An 18,628-nucleotide genomic window follows, 5' to 3' on the forward strand; every position below is an offset into this window, starting at 1 on the left:
CGGGGGTCGGGGAAGCGGTCGCGGAAGGTTTGCCGCCGATGTCTTGGTCATTGCTCGCCCCGATCCGCAAAGCGAGCGATATCGCGCTCGGCGCGAATGTGATGCGCAAACGCGGCCTGTTCGATCCGCTGCGTCCCGATCAGGCTCTCCGATCCCTCGTCGACGCCGGTAGGTACGGGCCGTTCGCCGCAGTCATCAGACATACCGCGCATACCCGGCCACACGCTCCTGCCATCGTGGACGAACAGGGTGAGCTCACCTTCGCGCAGCTCGACGAATACTCCAATGCGTTCGCCCATGGGCTGCGAACCCGGGGCCTACGCCAGGGCGATGTGGCCGCCATCCTGGCTCGGGACCACCGCGGCATGGTGTTGAGCATGCTGGCCACCGGCAAGCTCGGGCTGCGGACGGTCCTGATGAACACCGGGTTCGCCAAACCCCAGTTCGCCGCGGTGTGCGAGCGGGAAAGGGTCGCGGTCGTCCTGCACGACAGCGAGTTCACCGACCTCACGAGTGCGATCCCCGACTCCGTCCCACGCATCCTCACGTGGGTCGACGACCCGGACGACGTGGACCCGAACATCCCGACCCTGTCCTCGGTCTCCATGGGGCAACCCACCACGCCACCGCCCGCCCCGTCGAAATCGGGTGGCACGGTCATCCTCACCAGCGGCACCACCGGGACTCCCAAGGGAGCCCCCCGCGACAAGGTGAGCCCGCTCATGTCGGCCCAGTTCCTCGACCGGGTGCCGTTGCCCAGGAACGGCACCATGGTGATGGCGGCCCCGATCTTCCACGGCACCGGCCTGTCCCAGTTCTCGCTGGGGTTGGGTCTGGGCAACCGGGTGATCTTCCGGCAGCGCCGCTTCGATCCGGAGCGGACCCTCGCCGATATCCAGCGCTATCGGGCCGATTCGCTGGTGCTGGTTCCCACCATGCTGCAGCGCATTCTGGATCTGCCCGCCGAGGTGCGGGCGAAATACGATGTCTCGTCGCTGCGGGTGATCTTCGCGGCGGGTTCGGCGATCCCACCGGATGTGGTGGTGCGCAGCGGTGAGTATTTCGGCGAGGTGCTCTACAACCTGTACGGGTCCACCGAGTGCGCGGTGATCACGGTGGCCGGCCCACAGGACCTGCGCCGGGCACCGGACACGGCGGGTCGACCACCGGTAGGTGTCCGGGTCGCGCTCTACGACGAGAACCGCAAACGCATCACCCGGCCGCAGGTGGTCGGCACGATCTTCGTGGAGAACGCGCACGCCTTCACCGCCTATACCGACGGCCGCACCAAGGAACGCGTCGACGGAATGATGTCCACCGGCGATGTCGGACACTTCGACGAGAACGGCCTGCTGTTCATCGACGGCCGCGACGACGACATGATCGTCTCCGGCGGCGAGAACGTCTTCCCGCAGGAGGTGGAGCACCTGATCGCCGCTCGGCCCGATGTCCTGGAAGCGGCGGTGGTGGGGGTCGACGACCGTGATTTCGGCAAAAGACTGCGCGCCTTCGTGGTCCCCGGCCCCGATTCCGCGCGGGATCCCCAAAAGATCAAGGACTACGTCAAGGAGAACCTGGCCCGCTACAAGGTTCCCCGCGATGTGATCTTCCTCGACGAGCTCCCCCGAAATGCCACCGGCAAACTGCTGCGCACAGCGCTGACGGAAACCGACCCCACGGCCTGAACTCGGATCTACCAGGGCTTACCGCCACATACCAGGACATGCGTTCGGCTATTATCGCCGGGTGAGTATCAGGTTCGGCCCCACCGCCGGGGTGGATCACCGCGGTACCGCGCGGGCGCGCGGTACGGCGGCCGGCCTGGTCTCGGGGACGATCTCCCTCGCCGCGCACGGTTGGGTATCCGCCGGGGCCGCGCCGACCGGCACCTCGATAATGCTGCTCGCCGCCACCTCCGCGGCGCTCGGCGCGTTGGTGGCCGGGGTGGGTCCGCTGCGCACCGGCTCGGCCGGACTCGTCGCCGCGCTCTGGGGTGGACAGCTCCTCGGCCATCTCGCCATGAGTCGGGATTCCGGTCACCTGCACCATGGCGATCTGCAACTCACCCCCACCATGATCGCGGCGCATGCCCTCGCCGCCCTCATCGCCGCGATCGTGATCCGCGGCGCCGAGTTCGCCTACCGGATCGGCAGTGCGGCCCTGTCCCGGATACTGCCGATCCGCTGCCCCACCCCGGTCATCCCCGGCCCACCGTCGCTACACATCGCGCACCGGGACCGGGTCGTCCTGTGGATCTTCGCGGCCGATACCGGACGTACCCGGGCCCCGCCGCATCTCGTCCCGAACTGATCCACACCCGGCCGACGCGGGCGCGTCATATCCCCCGGGGCACAGTCGTGCCCGTTCACCGCCCACCGCCGCGGCCGGACCACCTCCACCCGGCGGCTCTCCGACAGCGAACGGTTCACGACGCTCACCTGTCGCTTCGACCGTTGTCCGCTGCCGCTACGCGCCGGGCTCAGCACAGGATGTAGGGACATATGAGTACAACCGACATCGCGGCGAAACCCACCTCCACGGATGGAACCGATCGACCACGGTGGGCCGCAGCGCTACGGGCACTCGCGCTGCGGCTGCATTTCTACGCGGGCATATTCGTGGGCCCGTTCCTGCTGATCGCGGCCATATCTGGAGCGCTGTACGCGGTCGCACCGACCCTCGAGACATACACCGAGGGCCGGTTGCTGCATGTGGATTCCCACGGACCGCAACGGCCGCTGTCCGAACAGGTTGCCGCGGGTGTGGCCGCCCGGCCCGACCTCACGCTGGTGGCGGTGGCACCTGCACCCGAAGAGGGCGGGACGACGCGGGTGATCTTCTCCGATCCGATGCTCGGGGAGTCCGAACGGCGCGCGGTGTTCATCGACCCGGTCACCGCCCGCCCCGTGGGGGACGCGGTGGTCTACGGTAGCTCGGGCGCGCTGCCCGTGCGGACGTGGATTTCGCAACTGCATCGCCATCTACACCTCGGTGAACCGGGTCGACTGTATGCCGAGCTGGCGGCGTCATGGCTGTGGGTGATCGCCCTGGCCGGGCTGCTGCTGTGGGTACGTCGGGTGCGCAGCCGCCGCCACCACAACTCGGTGACGTGGCTGTTCGTCCCGGGCCGTTCCCGAAACGCCCGCGAAGGCTCCCTGAACTGGCACGCCACGGTCGGGATGTGGATCCTGCCGGTGCTGCTGTTCCTGTCGGCGACCGGTCTCACCTGGTCGACATATGCCGGGCAGCATATCGACGAACTGCGGCAGCGATTCGATTGGACGACCCCCACGCTCATCACCGCCACGACCGATTCCCCCACCGGGAGCTCCGGAGCCGCCGACCATTCCGCTCATGGTCACGGCGGTGCCCATACCCATGGTCACCACGAGAACCCGACCGATCGGGTCGAGCAACTGGATCGGGTGATCGCGGCGGCCCGGGCGGCGGGTCTCGATCGGCCTGTCGAGATCAGCGTGCCCGCCGACGCCGGGACCGCCTTCGCAGTGCAGGAGACCCGGAGGTCGGGCACCTACACCATCGACGCGGTGGCCGTGGACGGCGCCACCGGCACCGTCACCGCCCTATTGCCGTACTCCGACTGGCCGTTTATGGCCAAACTCGCCAATTGGGGTATCCAACTCCACATGGGGCTGCTGTTCGGGCCGCTCAACCAACTCCTGCTGTTCGCCGTCGCGGTGGGGTTGATCACCGTTATCGTGCGCGGCTATCTGATGTGGTGGCGACGCCGACCCACCCGGGACGCCGAGTGGTTCATCATGGGTCGCCCGCCCCGGCGCGGAGCCTTGCGCCGAGTGCCGTGGCCCGCCGGTCTCACGGTACTCGCGATGGCGGCGTGCATCGGCTGGTTCGCCCCGGTCTTCGGATTCAGTCTGCTCGGCTTTCTCGTGACCGATGTGATCGTGGGTCTGGGCCGACGCTTTCGCACCACCGCATGAGGTGCTGGGTCGGTTCTCGTATCGGGGCGGCCGCGCCGGGCCGGCGTCACTCGACCCGCCCGGCGCCTCGTGCCGCCACCACACCGAAAATTCTCGGCACAGGGAAACCCTCGCAGGACAATCTGTCCCGCACCGCCGCTGCGGTCGGTTCCGCCGTGGCGGCATCGACGAGCACGATCACACTGCCGCCGAATCCGCCGCCGACCATGCGTGCCCCATACGCGCCCACTGAAACGGCGGCGTCGACCACGGCGTCGAGCACCGGCACGGAGACGGCGAAATCATCGCGCAACGACACGTGCCCGGCGGTGAGCAGCGGCCCGATCTCCCTGGGATCCGCGCCCCCACGCAGCAGGTCGGCCACGGCGCGCACCCGAGCGTTCTCGGTGACGACATGGTGTGCCCGCCGGCGCAGCACCGTATCGGTGAGTCCGGACAGTTCGGCGACGGATCCGATATCGCGTAGTGATTCCACCCCGAGCGACGCCGCGGCGGCGGCGCATTCGGCGCGGCGCCGCGCATACCCGCCGTCGGCCAGACGATGGCCGTGCCCGGTGTCGACGACCAGCAGTCGCAGGCCGAAACGGTTCAGGTCGAACGGAATCCGTTCGTAGCCGGGGTTCCGGTCGGTATCGGCGGCGGCCTGTCGGAACCGTCGAATATCCACATACAGCGCATGCCCGGCCGTCCCCAGGATCGAGGCCGCGTGGTCCAGGACCCCGGTGGGAACCCCCGCGTAGTGGTTCTCGGCCGTCTGCGCGATATCGATCAGTTCCCGTTCACCGATCTCCGACGCGCACAGATCCCGGACGGCCACCACGACCGAACAACACAGCGCAGCCGACGAGGACAACCCCGCGCCCACCGGAACGGTGCTGTCCAATGCGAGATCCAGGCCGTCGATCCGGTGCCCACGACGCAGTAGTTCCGCCACCACCCCCAGCGGATAGCGGCTCCATTCCGGGACCGCGCCCCAGTCATCGAGCAGGTCGCGCACGGACATGTCGGCCGGTTGTTCGGGATACTGTCGGGACGACGCCCGCACCCTGCCGTCTCGGCGGGTCCGCGCTGTGCAGGTGGTGGTGAGCGGTATGGCGATGGGCAGCACGAAACCGTCGTTGTAGTCGGTGTGTTCACCGATGAGATTGACTCGTCCCGGCGCCGACCACATCGCCGGGACGGGCGGATTCGGCTCGTCGTCCACGGTCACCGCATCACCGTACGGGATATGCCGTCCGGGCACGGCCACGGCTCGATCATGGGCCGGAAACCCTTGGCACACAGCGGATACCTCGACAGGGCACCCGATACTCGTCCGGGCATCGGCCCCACCGGTATTCCGCTTCACGCCGCCCCGCCGTACCGGGCCGGGACGACACACGCCCGAATTTCGCCACTCGTTCCGCCAAGACAGCGACAAGCGCGATGTTTCGTGTCATGATCGAATCAGTTGTCCAGATTGGTGGCCGAAGGAGCTGTAGTCGGCCCGGGCATCTGCTCGTACCACAACGTTCGGCCCTCGCTCGTCAGCGGTATCCGTGTGGTGCGCCAAGGCGATATCCACACGAAGCCCAGGTACGGGCCGAGGCGATATAGCAGTCGAGGATTCCCAGACCTGATACAACGGCTCGATTCACCCGGATGGAGCGTTAGGGGGGCTGATGGAGTTCAGCGCAGGGCAGTGGGCGGCACGCTGCCTACACTGTCGAATACGTTGGTACGCAGGAATTATGGTCGCCGGAACGAGTCCGTTCGTCCTACATCTGGTCTTCGGTACGCGACTGTCGATCCTGCTGACGGTGACGGTCGTACTCACCGGCGCACTGGTCATGATCGGTGTCGGGGTGCGCCGACATCGGCCGGCGCACCCTTTGCCCTGGTCCGTGCTGTCGGTCTCGGCCGTCCTGTTCACCGTGGGCACCGCGATACGCGATGCCCACGACACCCCGATCGATCATGTCCTCATCTGTACCGGCTATCTCGGTATCGGCCTGGCGGCCCTGCTCTGGTTGCGGCCCCACCGGGCGCGCGCCGATGTGGACACCCTCCTCGATTCCGGTCTCATCGGCCTGGGGGCGCTCCTGGCGTCCTGGACCTTCCTCATCTCACCTGTCCTACGCGCCCACAGCGATTCGCTGTTGACGATCGCCGCGGCGATCTGCCCGCTCCTGGATGCCCTGTTGTTGACCCTGCTCGCGTATTCGGTCGCCACCACGATCCGTACCGTGCCCGCGCAGCGCCTCCTGCACATCGGCCTGTTGACGGTGCTGCTCGGCAATCTCGGTCACAGCCTGGCCGCCGCCGGGACCCCCTTCGCCGATCAGGGGCCGGCGCTGGTGCTCGTACTCGTCGCATTGCTCGTGATGGGAGCTGCGGCCCTGCATCCGAGCATGACGATGCTCGGTGAACCACGGCCGAGCCATCCGCATCATTCCCGCCGTCGGGCCAGCCTCATCGCGGTGGTGCTGATCGTGGCGTCGCTGGTGCCGGTGGTCGGTGCGCGACTCGAAGTATTGGACCGAGTAGTGGTGTCGTCACTGCTCGCTCTGCTGCTCATCGGGGTGCTGGTGCGCAGCGAACGCGCCATCGCGCGTAGCGCCCGCAGCGAGCAGCGGGCCCAGTATCAGGCCGATCACGATATGCTGACCGGCCTGCTGAATCGGTCGGCTCTGCTCGGCATGCCGCACCGCGACCGCGAACGCTGGAACGAACGCGCGCTGTGCCTGCTGTTCATCGACCTGGACGGTTTCAAAACCGTCAACGACAGTTACGGCCATGCCGTCGGCGACGAATTGATTGCCAAGGCCGGAACCCGAATTCGCCGGGCCGTGCGACACGACGATCTGGTCGCCCGTTACGGCGGCGACGAGTTCGTGGTACTCGCCTGTCTGGAACGACAGGACGCGGCCACGCTGGCCGAACGACTCCTACGCGCGTTCCTGACGCCGTTCCGGCTCAGTGCGGGCGATATTCCCATCACCGCCAGTATCGGGCTGGCCTGTGGCACGCTCCGAAGCCCCGGAACCACCATCTACGACCTGATCCAGAACGCGGACGCGGCCATGTACCGGGCCAAGGAACGCGGTCTCGGTTATCTGTTCCACGACGATATCCGGGAGATCCGGGCCGCGGTGACCGCGAAACCGATCCGGCGCCGCGAAACGGCGGTGTGATCCCACCACGGCGCTCCCGGGACCGCGGTCTCGAAGTCCCGGAAGCGCCCGCGACGGCCGGATCAGTCGGACAATTCCTCGAGCAGGCGCTTGGCCTCCTCGAGCTCGGCCTGTAACTGCTGCACCCTTTCCTGCTGAGCATCACGCGCCGCCTCCAACACCCCGGCCACCACGTCGGCCACCTCCGGGTGCAGGAGCTTGGTGGCCTGCGCCACCGCCCCACTGGATACCGGCAGTCCACGCACTGTGCGTTTCTTACCGCTGACCACCTCGACGGTCCAGGTGCCGTCGGCGCTACCGCTGAGGGTGACCGTCACTTCCGGCGCCTTCGATTTGCGGGCGGCACCAGCGGGTTTCGCGGATTTGGCCGCGGGCGCGGCGGGTTTCGCGGCGCTCTTGGTATCCGCAGTGGCGGTCGCTGCCGGTTTGGCAGACACGGCGGCTTTGGCGGGCGCGGCAGGTTTGGCGGGCTGGGACTCGGTGCGCGGCGCTGGCGGCGCTTGGGTCACTGGGGTTTCCTTCCTGGACGAGGGCTGGGCCCCCGTCGTACGGTCACGCGACGGTTTGGTCAGGGTCACCTCGATGGGCGAGAAGGAGAGTACATCCTTGGAACCGGTAGGCCGGACCTGCAGATAGTCACCATCGGCGGGGTCGCCGAGCGCCACCACTTTGCCCGACCGCCCCTCGTCCACCCCCACCGCGGCGGCGGTGAACCACACCATCGGGGGCCGACCGGCCGAGACCTCGTCGGCAATATGTTGTATCTCCGTATCGGACAGGGGCTTCGGTTTGGTTCGCGACGACGGCATGGTGGCACTCCGAGCAATTCTCGCTGTTCTCCAATAGCTGCGTGCACAGATGATGCCGCACCGCACCGACAGGTTCGAACCTGGGCGGGCGAATACACTCGCGAAGACCAAAAATATAACGTGTTCTAATTCAATTCCGATGGCCCGACAACACGAACAGGACGGCTGCGATGAGCGATATGAGCGATACCGGCGACACCACCGCCACCCCCTCCCCGATCGATCTCACCGCCCCGGGAGCGCCGTTCGAGACGGTGGTCGAAGACGTGCTGGGCGTCGCACTACCGGTGTTACGGCATCGACACCGCACGCTCGGCGCGGTCCTGGACACATCGGACCGGTGGGGCGATCGAGAATATCTGGTCACCGAACGGCAACGGATCTCGTTCACCGAACACTCCGAGGCCACGGCCGCCCTGGCATATGCCCTGCGCGAGCGTTTCGGCGTGAGCAAGGGCGACCGTATCGGCATCCTCGCCGCCAATACACCGGAGTGGGTGATGGCCTTCTGGGCCGCCCAACGGCTCGGGGCCATCGCCGTGGGTTACAACGCCTGGTGGGCGGCGCCCGAGGTCGACTACGGCATCGCACACACCCGCCCCACCGTGGTGATCGCCGACGAGAAACGCGCCGCGCCGCTTCGCGCCCGCACCGATACGCCCGTTCTCACCATGGAACGGGACGTCCCCGCACTTCTCGCCGAATTCCACGGCGCCGCAACGGAATCGGTGTCGGTGACCGAGGACGATCCGGCGGTGATCCTCTACACCAGCGGCACCACCGGCCGCCCCAAGGGCGTCACCCACTCACATCGCAACCTCATCGCGGTCACCGACTATCACCGCTATAACGACGCGTTGGTCGCGGCCCGCACCGGCGCCCCGAACACGGCCCGTCGGTTCCTGCTGACCTCACCGCTGTTCCATATCGCGAGCCTGCACAATCTGGCGGTGGCCCGTCTGGCCACCGGCGATACGGCTGTGATCCACCAAGGGGCGTTCGACGCGGACCGGGTGCTGCGCCTGATGGAACGTGAGCGGATCACCAACTGGGGGGCCATGCCCACCATGGCCGTCCGGCTCCTCGAACAGGACCTCACCCGCTACGACCTGTCGGCGTTACGCGCCCTGTCGCTCAACTCCGCCCCGTCCTCGGCGCTGCTGCAGCAACGGTTGCGCGAGCGACTGCCGGTGGCCCGAAGCGCCCTGGTGACCAGCTACGGGCTCACCGAATGCGCGACCGCGGCAACACTGGCCACCCCCGCCGAGTTGGCCGAATTCCCCGATACCGTCGGGCGCCCCGTATTCGGGGTCGAGTTGCGGATCTGCGACGAATCCGGCGCGGCGCTACCCGAGGGCCGAGAGGGGGAGATCCAGGTGCGCAGCCCATACGTCATGTTGGGGTATTGGGCCGACGAGGAAGCGACGGCCGCAACGATCACGCCGGATCGATGGCTGCGCACCGGCGATATGGGGATCCTCGAACAGGGCAGACTTCGGCTTTCCGGGCGACGTTCGGACCTCATTCTGCGAGGAGGAGAGAACGTCTACCCCATCGAGGTCGAACAATGCCTGGAGGCACATCCGGCGGTCGTCGAATGCGCGGTGATCGGCATACCGGATGCCGATCTGGGCCAGGCGGTGGCCGCGGTGGTGGTGGTTGCCGATATCTCCGATACCACCGAGCACGAGCTCCGCGAGTTCCTCGCCGAGCGGCTCGCCTACTACAAGGTGCCGGCGGTCTGGCGGTTGACCACCACACCACTGCCGCGCAACGCGACGGGCAAGGTGATCCGCGCCGGCCTCACGGCATGAAACCGACCGGCACGAAATCCGTTACAACAGAGCGAACAAGAACTCCAGGGCCTTCTGCGCCGTACCGATTATGAGGTCGACGGTGTACACGACCATGCCAGTGCCCACTGCGGGCCCCCAATCTCGAATATGCGGCATCCCTGCCGGAACGTTTCCGAGGCATCGACTTCTCGAGGCAGTCTTTTCGAGGCAGTCTTTTCGAGGCAATAGTGTTGCAGAATCGACCGGCCTCGCGCGACACCGGTCACGTGCGACCGAGGACGCCACGGCGATTCGCGCCGCCCGACACGAATTGGAACGTGTTCTACCATGGGCGCCATAGTCCACCGGTACCGACGAAGGAGTCGCCATGTCGCCCGAACCGACTGCCGCAGACCTACTCGCCACGGTAACGGCCTCTCCCCGAGCGGTGTCCGCGCACGATCGCAAGGCCTGGGTGGACCTGTTCACCGAGAACGCGACGGTCAACGATCCGGTGGGATCGACGCCACATATCGGCCGGGCGGCGATCGAACGCTTCTACGACACCTTCATCGCCCCCAACACCATCACGTTCGACGTCGCCCACGATTTCATCGCCCGTGATCCCGACGGGCCGGCATCGATACTGCGCGATCTCACCATTCGGATCACCATGTCCACCGGAGCGGCGGTGCACGTTCCGATGCATCTGCGCTACGAGCTGGCCCAGGTGGCCGGCGAGCTGCGTATCGACCATCTGGCGGCCCATTGGGAACTACCCGCGATGGTGAGGCAACTGATGCGCACCGGCGCGGCCGGATGGGTCGCGGGCGCGAAACTGGGTCGACTCCTCGTGCGCAACCAGGGCATCGCCGGCCCGGTCGGAATGGCTCGCGCCTATCGGAATGTGGGTCGAACCGGCAGGCGCCGGGCGCTGGAATTGTCGACCGCGGCCGGTCGAGGGGATGGGGACGCGGTGAGCGAGGCGACAGGCCACGGCAGCGCTCTGCTCTGGTCCGGTAACCGGATTTCCCCCACCGAGTTCGCAGAACGCGCCCGAGGATGGCGACGCGGTAAGACCATCACCGCCGGGCGCACGATTACCGCGAGCGTGGAGCTCGCGGACGGCCCCGGCCTGGTAATGCTCGAGTTCGCTCCCACCACCCCCCGAATCGAGACGGTCCGGGTCCACACCGAGATCGTGCCCCATTGAGCGATCGAACACCACGGCGGCCGCGGACGGGCAGCTCTCACTATTTACTGAAACTCAAAGTATCTGTAACTTTGAGTTGAGAGTTGCCTCACATGCAGAAGGAGACACCAATGACGCCGTCGACTCTGCCGCTGACCGATCACTTCTTCGACGAGCGGTATCGAGAAATGCTGCGGACCCTGTCGGAGGGTTCGGTGCACCGACATTTCGACCCCTACCTCGATATCGACTGGGACTCCCCCGAGCTCGCCCTCGATCCCGATGATCCGCGCTGGGTCCTGTCACCCGAGTACGACCCACTCGGCGCCACCCGCTGGTACCGAGAACTGCCGCTGGAGCGTCGAATCGAGATCGGGAAGTGGCGGGTCGCCAATGCCGTCAAGGTCGGCGCGGCCTTCGAGACCATTCTGATCCGCGGCATGATGCAGTACATCGCGAAACTTCCCAACGGAGCCACGGAGTTCCGCTACTGCCTGCACGAGATGACCGAAGAGTGCAATCACATCCAGATGTTCCAGGAGCTGGTCAACCGCATCGGGGCGGATGTGCCGGGGATGCGGCCGCTGTTTCGGGCGCTGTCACCGTTCATCGGGCTCATGGGGGGTTTCGCGCCGGCTATCCTGTTCATCGGCATCCTCGGCGGGGAGGAGCCGATCGACCACTATCAGAAGGCGATCATCCGCGACGGAGCGAATCTGCCGCCGATGGTGGTGCGCGCCATGGAGATTCATATCGCCGAGGAAGCACGCCACATCTCCTTCGCGGCCGAATTCCTCCGCGCCCATATCGCCGAGATGAGTCCGGCGGGCACCGCACTGTGCGGTGTGGCCTTTCCGCTGATCATGCGATGGCTGGCGGGCGAGATCATGACACCGCCGAGGTCGTTCGCCCGACGGTTCGATATTCCGCGCACGGTCTTCGAGGAAGCCTTCTGGCACAGCACGCACTCCCGCCGGATCCTGTCCGGATACTTCGGTGATATGCGCGCTCTCGCCGATGAACTCGGGTTGATGAACCCCGTCACCCGCCCACTGTGGCGGCTCCTGCGTATCGATGGTGAACGTTCCCGGTATCGCGGTGAGCCCGAACGACGCACCCGAGCGGGCGCGGCCTGATCGAGCACGGTCACCGGACGTCTCATCCGCGTTCGGTGACCGTGACAACCGTCCGCCCGTGGCGAACTCTCGACACCGAACCGTGATCCATCGTTCCCCGAACGCCGCGCGGCCGCCACGACCCGCCGCGCCGGATCGAACGATGCGATATCCGGCCGCCACCGGTCCATTGTGACGATCCCGAAATCCGAGTGACACGAAACGGTATCGCCGCCTCTCACCTTTCATCCGATGACCCCATCGATCGGATGCGACAAAAAACCTATGACCGTGGCTTTCTCGGGAACTCGCTCCAATTACCGATGCGCCATAAGGGAATTGCGCCCCATGAAGTGCGGTGACCGGGCGTATGCAAGAACATCTGCAAAACCATTCAAACAGAACGCAAAGTACCAATTCTATTGCGACGCAGGAAATCCTTCATTGTCAGGGGTGGGCTCGACAAAGCGGTTAGACTGGTTTCAGATTGGCACCGAGTGGATACGGCGTAGGCCGCACCACGTTGCTCGGTCGCGGGGAATTCAACGCGGCAGCGTTCCGATTTCGGGAACGGCGTATTCGCGGCAACGGTGTGGCTGCACACCGCCGTTCGGTGGCTGACCCAATGCTGAGGAGCGAGGATGTTCGAGAACACCGGCCCCGAAGAAACAGAAGCCGAACAGACGCTTGTCGTCTGGCCTGAGCCCAGTCGACTGGATTCCTGGTGGCAACGCATCATGACCGGTTCGGATACCGGAACCGAATATCGACCGACCGCTCAGGTGCCCCCCGGCTGATACGACCCGGATTTCGTCCACACCCGCTCGGCCGGCGCCCCGGGAATCACCGGGGCGTCAGCCGAACCAGCGGGATCTCTCGTGTGGTGCGCTTCTGATAATCACCGTAGGTCGGATAGGCGGCGGTGATACGCGGCCACAACACGGCACGTTCCTCCGGGGACAGCACTCGCGCCGTCATGGGCCGCCGCGGCCCGCTCCGAAAGGAGACCTCCACGTCGGGGTTGTCGCGGATATTCCAGAACCAGGCCGGATGTACCGGATCGCCGCCGCGCGAGGCCACCAGGATGTACTCGTCCCCTTCCACGATGGGCGCGGTCAGCATGACCGCATGTGGACGTCCCGATTTACGGCCGATGGTAACGAGCTCCAGTGTGGGCATCCCGAAGAAGTCGGCGCCCAGACGGCCACGGCTGATCCGCAACAGCGCACGGTGCACGGCGTTGGTGGCCTTCAGCGTGAAATTCGATGGCATATGGCTTTTCGCCCTTCAGGTGCGCGTCGATCCCCCAAGCCAACCACCCCGCTATACGAATGGCAACCGATCGGACGCCTCCAGGGGAGGATGGATGATTGCTGCGGAAATGCGGAAATCCCGGGATGGTTCGAGAAAGCGCGAAACATATTCGACCGGAGCCCACCCCGCTCTCATCCTTGCGTGTGCACGACGGCGTTCGCCCGGCTCGGAGCCCGGCGATGCGGAACGCCATCAGGGACGGAAGCAATGAAGTGGCCCTCGGAGAGTAACTCTCCGAGGGCCACTTCCTAGTAGCGGGGACAGGATTCGAACCTGCGACCTCTGGGTTATGAGCCCAGCGAGCTACCGAGCTGCTCCACCCCGCGTTGCGAACACCACATTACACACGGGTTTACAGCGATGGCAAATCCCCTGGTCAGAGCACCTGGTGACACCCGCCGCGAAGAGAAGATGAGACGCCGAGCGTCACCATCTGCGACCGGCCGAGTGACGAGCCACCGATCGAGCCACCCATCACCCGCGAGGGGCGAGAAGCCGAGGCCGACGAGAATCCTGGGGTCGACTACGGGTGGAGCGACTACGGGTGGAGCGACTACGGGTGGAGTAGGTATTCGCCGATGGATTGCCACTTTCTCCGGATGGCATTTTGTGACCGGAGTCACTATATACGTGTGATACCGAACATATAACGGTGTTATATACAACAGGATTGGGTAAGTAAAAAACCAATTACGACCTGCTAGGACGGAGAAGTTCGAGTCGCGGTGGGGCCAAATACCGTCAGTTATCAATACGTGATCTGTCGAGATTGTTTGGTTACCTTGTTCCTCAGTGGCCCGATCAACCGTGACGGGCTCGAACCCGAACCGTCGAACACCGGCAACCCTGTCCCGCGGTTCGGACACCCCCGACATTCACCTGGGGACAGGGGCACGTGGATGTATCACGCTGCCGGTGGGCACAGGCAGGGATTTGCCACATGAACAAGACCCGGAAGTTCAGCACCCGCGCCCTCGGTCTGACTGCTATCGCCGGGGCACTCGTTGCCGTCCCCTTCGGTCTTTCCACCTCCACCGCTTCGGCCGCCTCCGGCAACTGGGACGCTGTGGCCCAGTGCGAGAGCAGCGGCAACTGGTCCACCAACACCGGTAACGGCTTCTACGGTGGCCTGCAGTTCACCCAGAGCACCTGGGAGGCCAACGGCGGTACCGGCCTCGCGAGCGAGGCCAGCCGCGAAGAGCAGATCCGCGTCGCCGAGAACGTGCTCGCCACCCAGGGCCCCGGCGCCTGGCCGGTCTGCGGCCAGTACCTGTGATACCGGCCGGCGGGCAGATGATCACCGTCCGCTGACCGCCGGAGACGGATCACCCCGGTCCCAACACAACGGCGCTGCCATCCGCATGGATGGCAGCGCCGTTGTCGTCGAAACGTCCGAGTGGCCTACCGGCCGCCACCCGCTTCCTGGTACGCCTTCACCGCGGCCTCGAGATCGTCCAAGGCCTTGCCGAAGTCCTGGAAACTACCCGAGCGCATGGCGGTGCGAACGGCCTCGATCTTGCGGTTCAACTCGGCCGCCGCCGCATCCCTGGCCGCGGAACCGGTCGGCGGCGGGGTCGACGTCCCCTGCGCCGGCGGCCTGCTGCCCTGCTCCTGGGGCGGAGCGGTTTCCCCGGTGGGGGTACTACCCGGCCGGGGCCTGGTGGCCGGATCACCACCGGATGGGGTGGCCAACGACCCCGCACCCGGCATGACCTGCTCCAAGGCCTCCGCCAGGGTGGAGGCATAGCCGACCTTCACACTGCCCGCCTCGTCGCGGTAGCTGACCAGCACCCGGAGCAACTGCGGGAAGGTGGCCGTATTGGGGCCGGTATTGCGCTCGTTGTAGAACGGCTCGATATAGAGGATGCCGCCATCGGCGACGGGCAATGTCAGCAGATTGCCGTAGCGGATCTTGTTCGAATTCGACAGCAGGGTCTTCTCCTGCGAGACCTGCGGCGCCGTTGTCATGGTGTTCTGTGTCTGCTGCGGCCCCTGGGTCTGGGTATCCGTCGGCAGTCGTAGGATGCGGAACTTGCCGTAACCCTCCGGATCGGAGCGCACCGAGATGTAGGCCGACAGGAACTGCCGGTTGTACCCCACCATCGCGCTGGTCAGGTTGAACACCGGACGTTCGGTCTTCGGATCGCCCAGCAGCACGTAGTACGGCGGCTGATTGGCGGTGGGGCCTTCCACCGTCGGATCCGACGGCACCGACCAGAAGGCGTTGTTGGTGAAGAACTCGCGCGGATCGTCCACGTGATACTTGGTCAGCATCTCGCGCTGCACCTTGAACAGGTCTTCCGGATAGCGGAAGTGCGCCCGCAACTCGGGGGTGATCTCGTTCTCCGGGCGGACCGCGTTCGGGAACACGCCCCGCCACGCCTGCAGCACCGGATCGGTGGAATCCACCTCGTACAAGGTCACCGTGCCGTCGTAGGCGTCGACGGTGGCCTTCACCGAGTTGCGGATGTAGCCGACCTCCTTACGCGGCAGCAGCCGGCCGGTCCGCTGATCGATACTGTCCTCGACCGCGCCCTCCAACGAGGTCATCTGCGAGTACGGGTAGTGGTCCAGCGTGGTGTAGGCGTCCACGATCCAGACGATGCGGCCCTTGACCACGGCCGGGTAGGCATTGCCGTCCGCGGTCAGCCAGGGCGCGACCTTCTGCACCCGCTCGCGCGGCGAGCGGTTGAACAGGATCTTGGAGTTCTCTCCGATGGCCGAGGAGAACAGGATGTTGCGTTCGGCGTACTTGGCCGCGAAGGCGAGCCGGTTGAACCAGTTGCCGATCGGCACCCCACCGGCACCGGTGTAGGTGTACTGCGCCACATCGGAGTCGTACTCACGCGGTGGCTGTCCCTCGACCGAGCCCACAATGGCGTAGTCGGGATTGGACTGCGAGATCAACTCACCGTAGTAGATACGCGGCTGATCGACCTTGATCTGCTGCCGGTCCTTGGGAGTGAACAGGTCGCTGACCAGGAAGATCGGATAACCGGAATCGCTGCTGCCACCCGCTTCGGTGGGGTTCTCCGACTGCGGTCGATTCACCCGGTTGGCCGGGGCCGCGACGAACCCGTTGCCATGCGTGTAGACGGTGTGCTTGTTGATCCAGTCGGTCTGGTTACCGGTGAGCGAGGCCGGAGACAGCTCCCGGGCACCGACGATGAAGTCCTGGATCTGACCGTTGAGCTCGTAACGGTCGATATCCAGCTGCTCCGGGAAGCCGTAGAAGTTCTTCAGCTGCCGCAGCTGGGTGAACGTCGGGGAGAGGATATTGGGATCGAGCAGCCGGGCATTGGCGATGGTGGCGTGATCGGCCGGGACGTCCCGGGGGTCCTTGCTGCTCTCCCCCTGGTAGTCGATGTACTCGATCTTGTCCGGGGTGATGCCGTAGGCGTGTCGGGTGGCGGCGATATTCCGCTCGATGTACTCGCGCTCCTTCTGCGCGGCGTTCGGCCGCACCGAGAACTGCTCCACCACCAACGGCCACACCGCGCCGACCAATACCGACGAGAGAACCAGCAGGGCCGCCGCCATGGCGGGCACGCGCAGATCGCGCAGCACGATACCGGCGAAGAACGCCAACGCGCAGATGACGGCGATGGCCAACAGGATCAGTTTGGCCGGCAGGACCGCATTGATATCTGTGTACGAACCGCCGTTGAAGGTGGGTTCCTTGCGGCTGCTCATCAGCAGCTCGTACCGGTCGAACCAGTACGCGACGGCCTTCAACAGGACGAACAACCCCGCCAGCACGGCGAGCTGGACCCGGGCCGGCGTGGTGAGAATGCCCTCCTTGCCGGTCAATCGCAGACCGCCGAAGACATAGTGCGTCACCAGGTTCGCGAAGAAGGCGATCACCACCGCGACGAACAACCAGTTCAGCACCATCCGGTAGAACGGCAGGTCGAAGGCGTAGAACCCGACGTCGAGGTTGAACTGGGGATCGCGCTGCCCGAACGAACCACCGTGCAGGAACAATTGCACGGTGACCCACCCGGCCTGGGCGACCAACCCGGACAGCACCCCGATCAACAGCGGAATACCCAGGCCGAACAGGCGCAGCCGGGCCATCACCGCCGTGCGGTAGCGGGCGATGGGGTCGTTGGGGCCGGAGGTGGGGACGAATATCGGTCGGGTCCGGTAGGCCAGCAGCAGCGCCGCCCAGACCACACCTCCCACCACCAGTGAGACGATCAGGAAGATGAGGATTCGGGTCCACAGCACGGTCAGGTAGACCTCGCGGAATCCGACCTCTCCGAACCACAGCCAGTTGGTGTACGTATCGACGAACCGGGGTCCCACCAATAGCAGAGCCGCCAGTACGACGGCCAGCACCAGCAGCACGCGGCTGCGTCGGGACAGCGATGGTAAGCCGGTGGGGGGCCGCATGCCCACGATGCCACTCTCCAGGGTCCGGCGACGCCGGGACCGGTGGTCTCACCGGACCGACGCCGCAGTCCGTAACTTTTGCGGTCGATCCGGGAGGACCGTCCGCAAGCCACTCTAGTGAAATCGGACACCGAAGCCGGCGCAGGGTTGAAACGACGTTCGATCGCGCCGCGTGATGCCGGCAGATTTTCCCGGATGCGAGGATGGACGGGTGAGTTCCGATCTGCATGCCGAAGTTGTCCTCGCCCACTCCGTTCGGGAGGTGGCGGAATTCGTGGACGCCGAGGGTTGGGGCGCGGCACCGCAGATGTTCGCGCTGGTGCCGACCGCGGAATTGATCGCCGTCGAACCGGGCCTCATCGATCAGGTCGACACGGCCGACGAGCTCACCCCGGTGGCACAGGAACTGCCCGAGGAGGTGTCGGCCGGCACGGTGGGACTGGACGAGTTCCTGGCCACCACCAGTTGGCCGGCCACGGTGGCCGGGTGCGTGCTGGTCCAGGAGATCGTGGTGCTGCCGCCGGAGGCCGAGGACGATCTCGACGCGGCCCTCACCCCGCTGCTGGCCGCCGATACGGAGACCGCGGACGCCGCGGGACGGGCCGCGGCGCAGGCGCATCCGCGGCGGCGCGACGCCCGTCTGTTCGCCGCCGCGCTGCGCTCGGGGCGGACCCTGTGCCTGTTGCAGCTGCGTCCGGAAGCGGATGAGGACGGCGACCTGGAATTGCGCACCCACCCGAATCTCGCCCCGAACCTGGTCGAGGCGCTGCGCCATACCCTGGACCAACCCGCCGACTAGGCAGTGTCTCGAAGTGGTGGGTAGTGGGGGATCGCCGCCATGCGGCGATCCCCCACTCGTGTGTTGAGAACCATTGCCCGCGTTGGTGTGTCGATGG

At 65.9% G+C, this 18,628-nt stretch carries 13 protein-coding genes, 1 tRNA gene and 1 pseudogene; 10 read left to right on the top strand and 5 right to left on the bottom strand.

Features of this window, described 5'->3' with window-relative positions; translation table 11 throughout:
- Positions 1–38: 38 nt before the first annotated feature.
- The 3 genes from ON32_RS15730 to ON32_RS15740 all read left to right on the top strand — a co-directional run bounded on the left by ON32_RS15730 (position 39) and on the right by ON32_RS15740 (position 3,959).
- Complete coding sequence (locus ON32_RS15730) at positions 39–1,685, top strand: acyl-CoA synthetase (RefSeq protein ID WP_040791682.1); 1,647 nt, start codon at positions 39–41, stop codon at positions 1,683–1,685.
- 61 nt (positions 1,686–1,746) lie between these two features.
- Positions 1,747–2,310, top strand: coding sequence for a hypothetical protein (locus ON32_RS15735; protein ID WP_051133308.1), 564 nt, complete (start codon positions 1,747–1,749; stop codon positions 2,308–2,310).
- A 191-nt stretch (positions 2,311–2,501) separates the two neighbouring features.
- Entirely contained in the window at positions 2,502–3,959 is a 1,458-nt protein-coding gene (locus ON32_RS15740) for a PepSY-associated TM helix domain-containing protein (protein WP_040791683.1), read from the top strand.
- A 46-nt stretch (positions 3,960–4,005) separates the two neighbouring features.
- Here ON32_RS15740 and galK read toward each other — a convergent pair whose 3' ends face one another.
- Positions 4,006–5,208 (bottom strand): galactokinase, encoded by a 1,203-nt coding sequence (galK, locus tag ON32_RS15745; protein ID WP_373284309.1) that lies wholly within the window; start codon positions 5,206–5,208, stop codon positions 4,006–4,008.
- A gap of 481 nt (positions 5,209–5,689) precedes the next feature.
- On the opposite strand from galK, the gene ON32_RS15750 reads away from it, so the two are divergent.
- Entirely contained in the window at positions 5,690–7,132 is a 1,443-nt protein-coding gene (locus ON32_RS15750; protein WP_245551082.1) for a GGDEF domain-containing protein, read from the top strand.
- 62 nt (positions 7,133–7,194) lie between these two features.
- On the opposite strand, the gene ON32_RS15755 is transcribed toward ON32_RS15750, so the two are convergent.
- Positions 7,195–7,941: a DUF6319 family protein gene (locus ON32_RS15755; RefSeq protein WP_040791684.1), complete on the bottom strand. Its 747-nt coding sequence runs from the start codon at positions 7,939–7,941 to the stop codon at positions 7,195–7,197.
- Positions 7,942–8,120: 179 nt separating this feature from the next.
- Here ON32_RS15755 and casG point away from each other — a divergent pair, with 179 nt between their 5' ends.
- The 4 genes from casG (at position 8,121) to ON32_RS29615 (ending at position 12,820) form a co-directional block, all read left to right on the top strand.
- The gene (gene casG, locus ON32_RS15760) at positions 8,121–9,755 is read left to right on the top strand and encodes a steroid-24-oyl-CoA synthetase (protein WP_040791707.1); all 1,635 of its coding nucleotides are present in this window, start codon (positions 8,121–8,123) and stop codon (positions 9,753–9,755) included.
- Between the two features lie 349 nt (positions 9,756–10,104).
- Positions 10,105–10,929 (top strand): nuclear transport factor 2 family protein, encoded by an 825-nt coding sequence (locus ON32_RS15765; protein ID WP_040791685.1) that lies wholly within the window; start codon positions 10,105–10,107, stop codon positions 10,927–10,929.
- Positions 10,930–11,039: 110 nt separating this feature from the next.
- Complete coding sequence (locus ON32_RS15770; RefSeq protein ID WP_040791686.1) at positions 11,040–12,044, top strand: AurF N-oxygenase family protein; 1,005 nt, start codon at positions 11,040–11,042, stop codon at positions 12,042–12,044.
- Positions 12,045–12,664: 620 nt separating this feature from the next.
- A complete protein-coding gene (locus ON32_RS29615) occupies positions 12,665–12,820 on the top strand; it encodes a hypothetical protein (protein WP_217998065.1) in 156 nt (51 codons plus the stop codon).
- Between the two features lie 46 nt (positions 12,821–12,866).
- On the opposite strand, the gene ON32_RS15780 is transcribed toward ON32_RS29615, so the two are convergent.
- Positions 12,867–13,295: a nitroreductase/quinone reductase family protein gene (locus ON32_RS15780; RefSeq protein WP_040791688.1), complete on the bottom strand. Its 429-nt coding sequence runs from the start codon at positions 13,293–13,295 to the stop codon at positions 12,867–12,869.
- Positions 13,296–13,589: 294 nt separating this feature from the next.
- A tRNA-Met gene (locus ON32_RS15785) sits at positions 13,590–13,663 on the bottom strand.
- Between the two features lie 614 nt (positions 13,664–14,277).
- On the opposite strand from ON32_RS15785, the pseudogene ON32_RS15790 reads away from it, so the two are divergent.
- A pseudogene (locus tag ON32_RS15790) lies at positions 14,278–14,610 on the top strand (transglycosylase family protein); the annotation flags it as partial.
- A 128-nt stretch (positions 14,611–14,738) separates the two neighbouring features.
- Here the strand turns inward: ON32_RS15790 and ON32_RS15795 are convergent.
- Positions 14,739–17,738, bottom strand: a complete 3,000-nt coding sequence (locus tag ON32_RS15795) for a UPF0182 family protein (RefSeq protein WP_040791690.1) — start codon at positions 17,736–17,738, stop codon at positions 14,739–14,741.
- A 205-nt stretch (positions 17,739–17,943) separates the two neighbouring features.
- Here ON32_RS15795 and ON32_RS15800 point away from each other — a divergent pair, with 205 nt between their 5' ends.
- Complete coding sequence (locus ON32_RS15800) at positions 17,944–18,531, top strand: PPA1309 family protein (RefSeq protein ID WP_040791708.1); 588 nt, start codon at positions 17,944–17,946, stop codon at positions 18,529–18,531.
- Positions 18,532–18,628: the final 97 nt, after the last annotated feature.

The organism is Nocardia paucivorans NBRC 100373 (genome assembly GCF_000308675.1).
Classification (GTDB): Bacteria; Actinomycetota; Actinomycetes; order Mycobacteriales; family Mycobacteriaceae; genus Nocardia; species Nocardia paucivorans.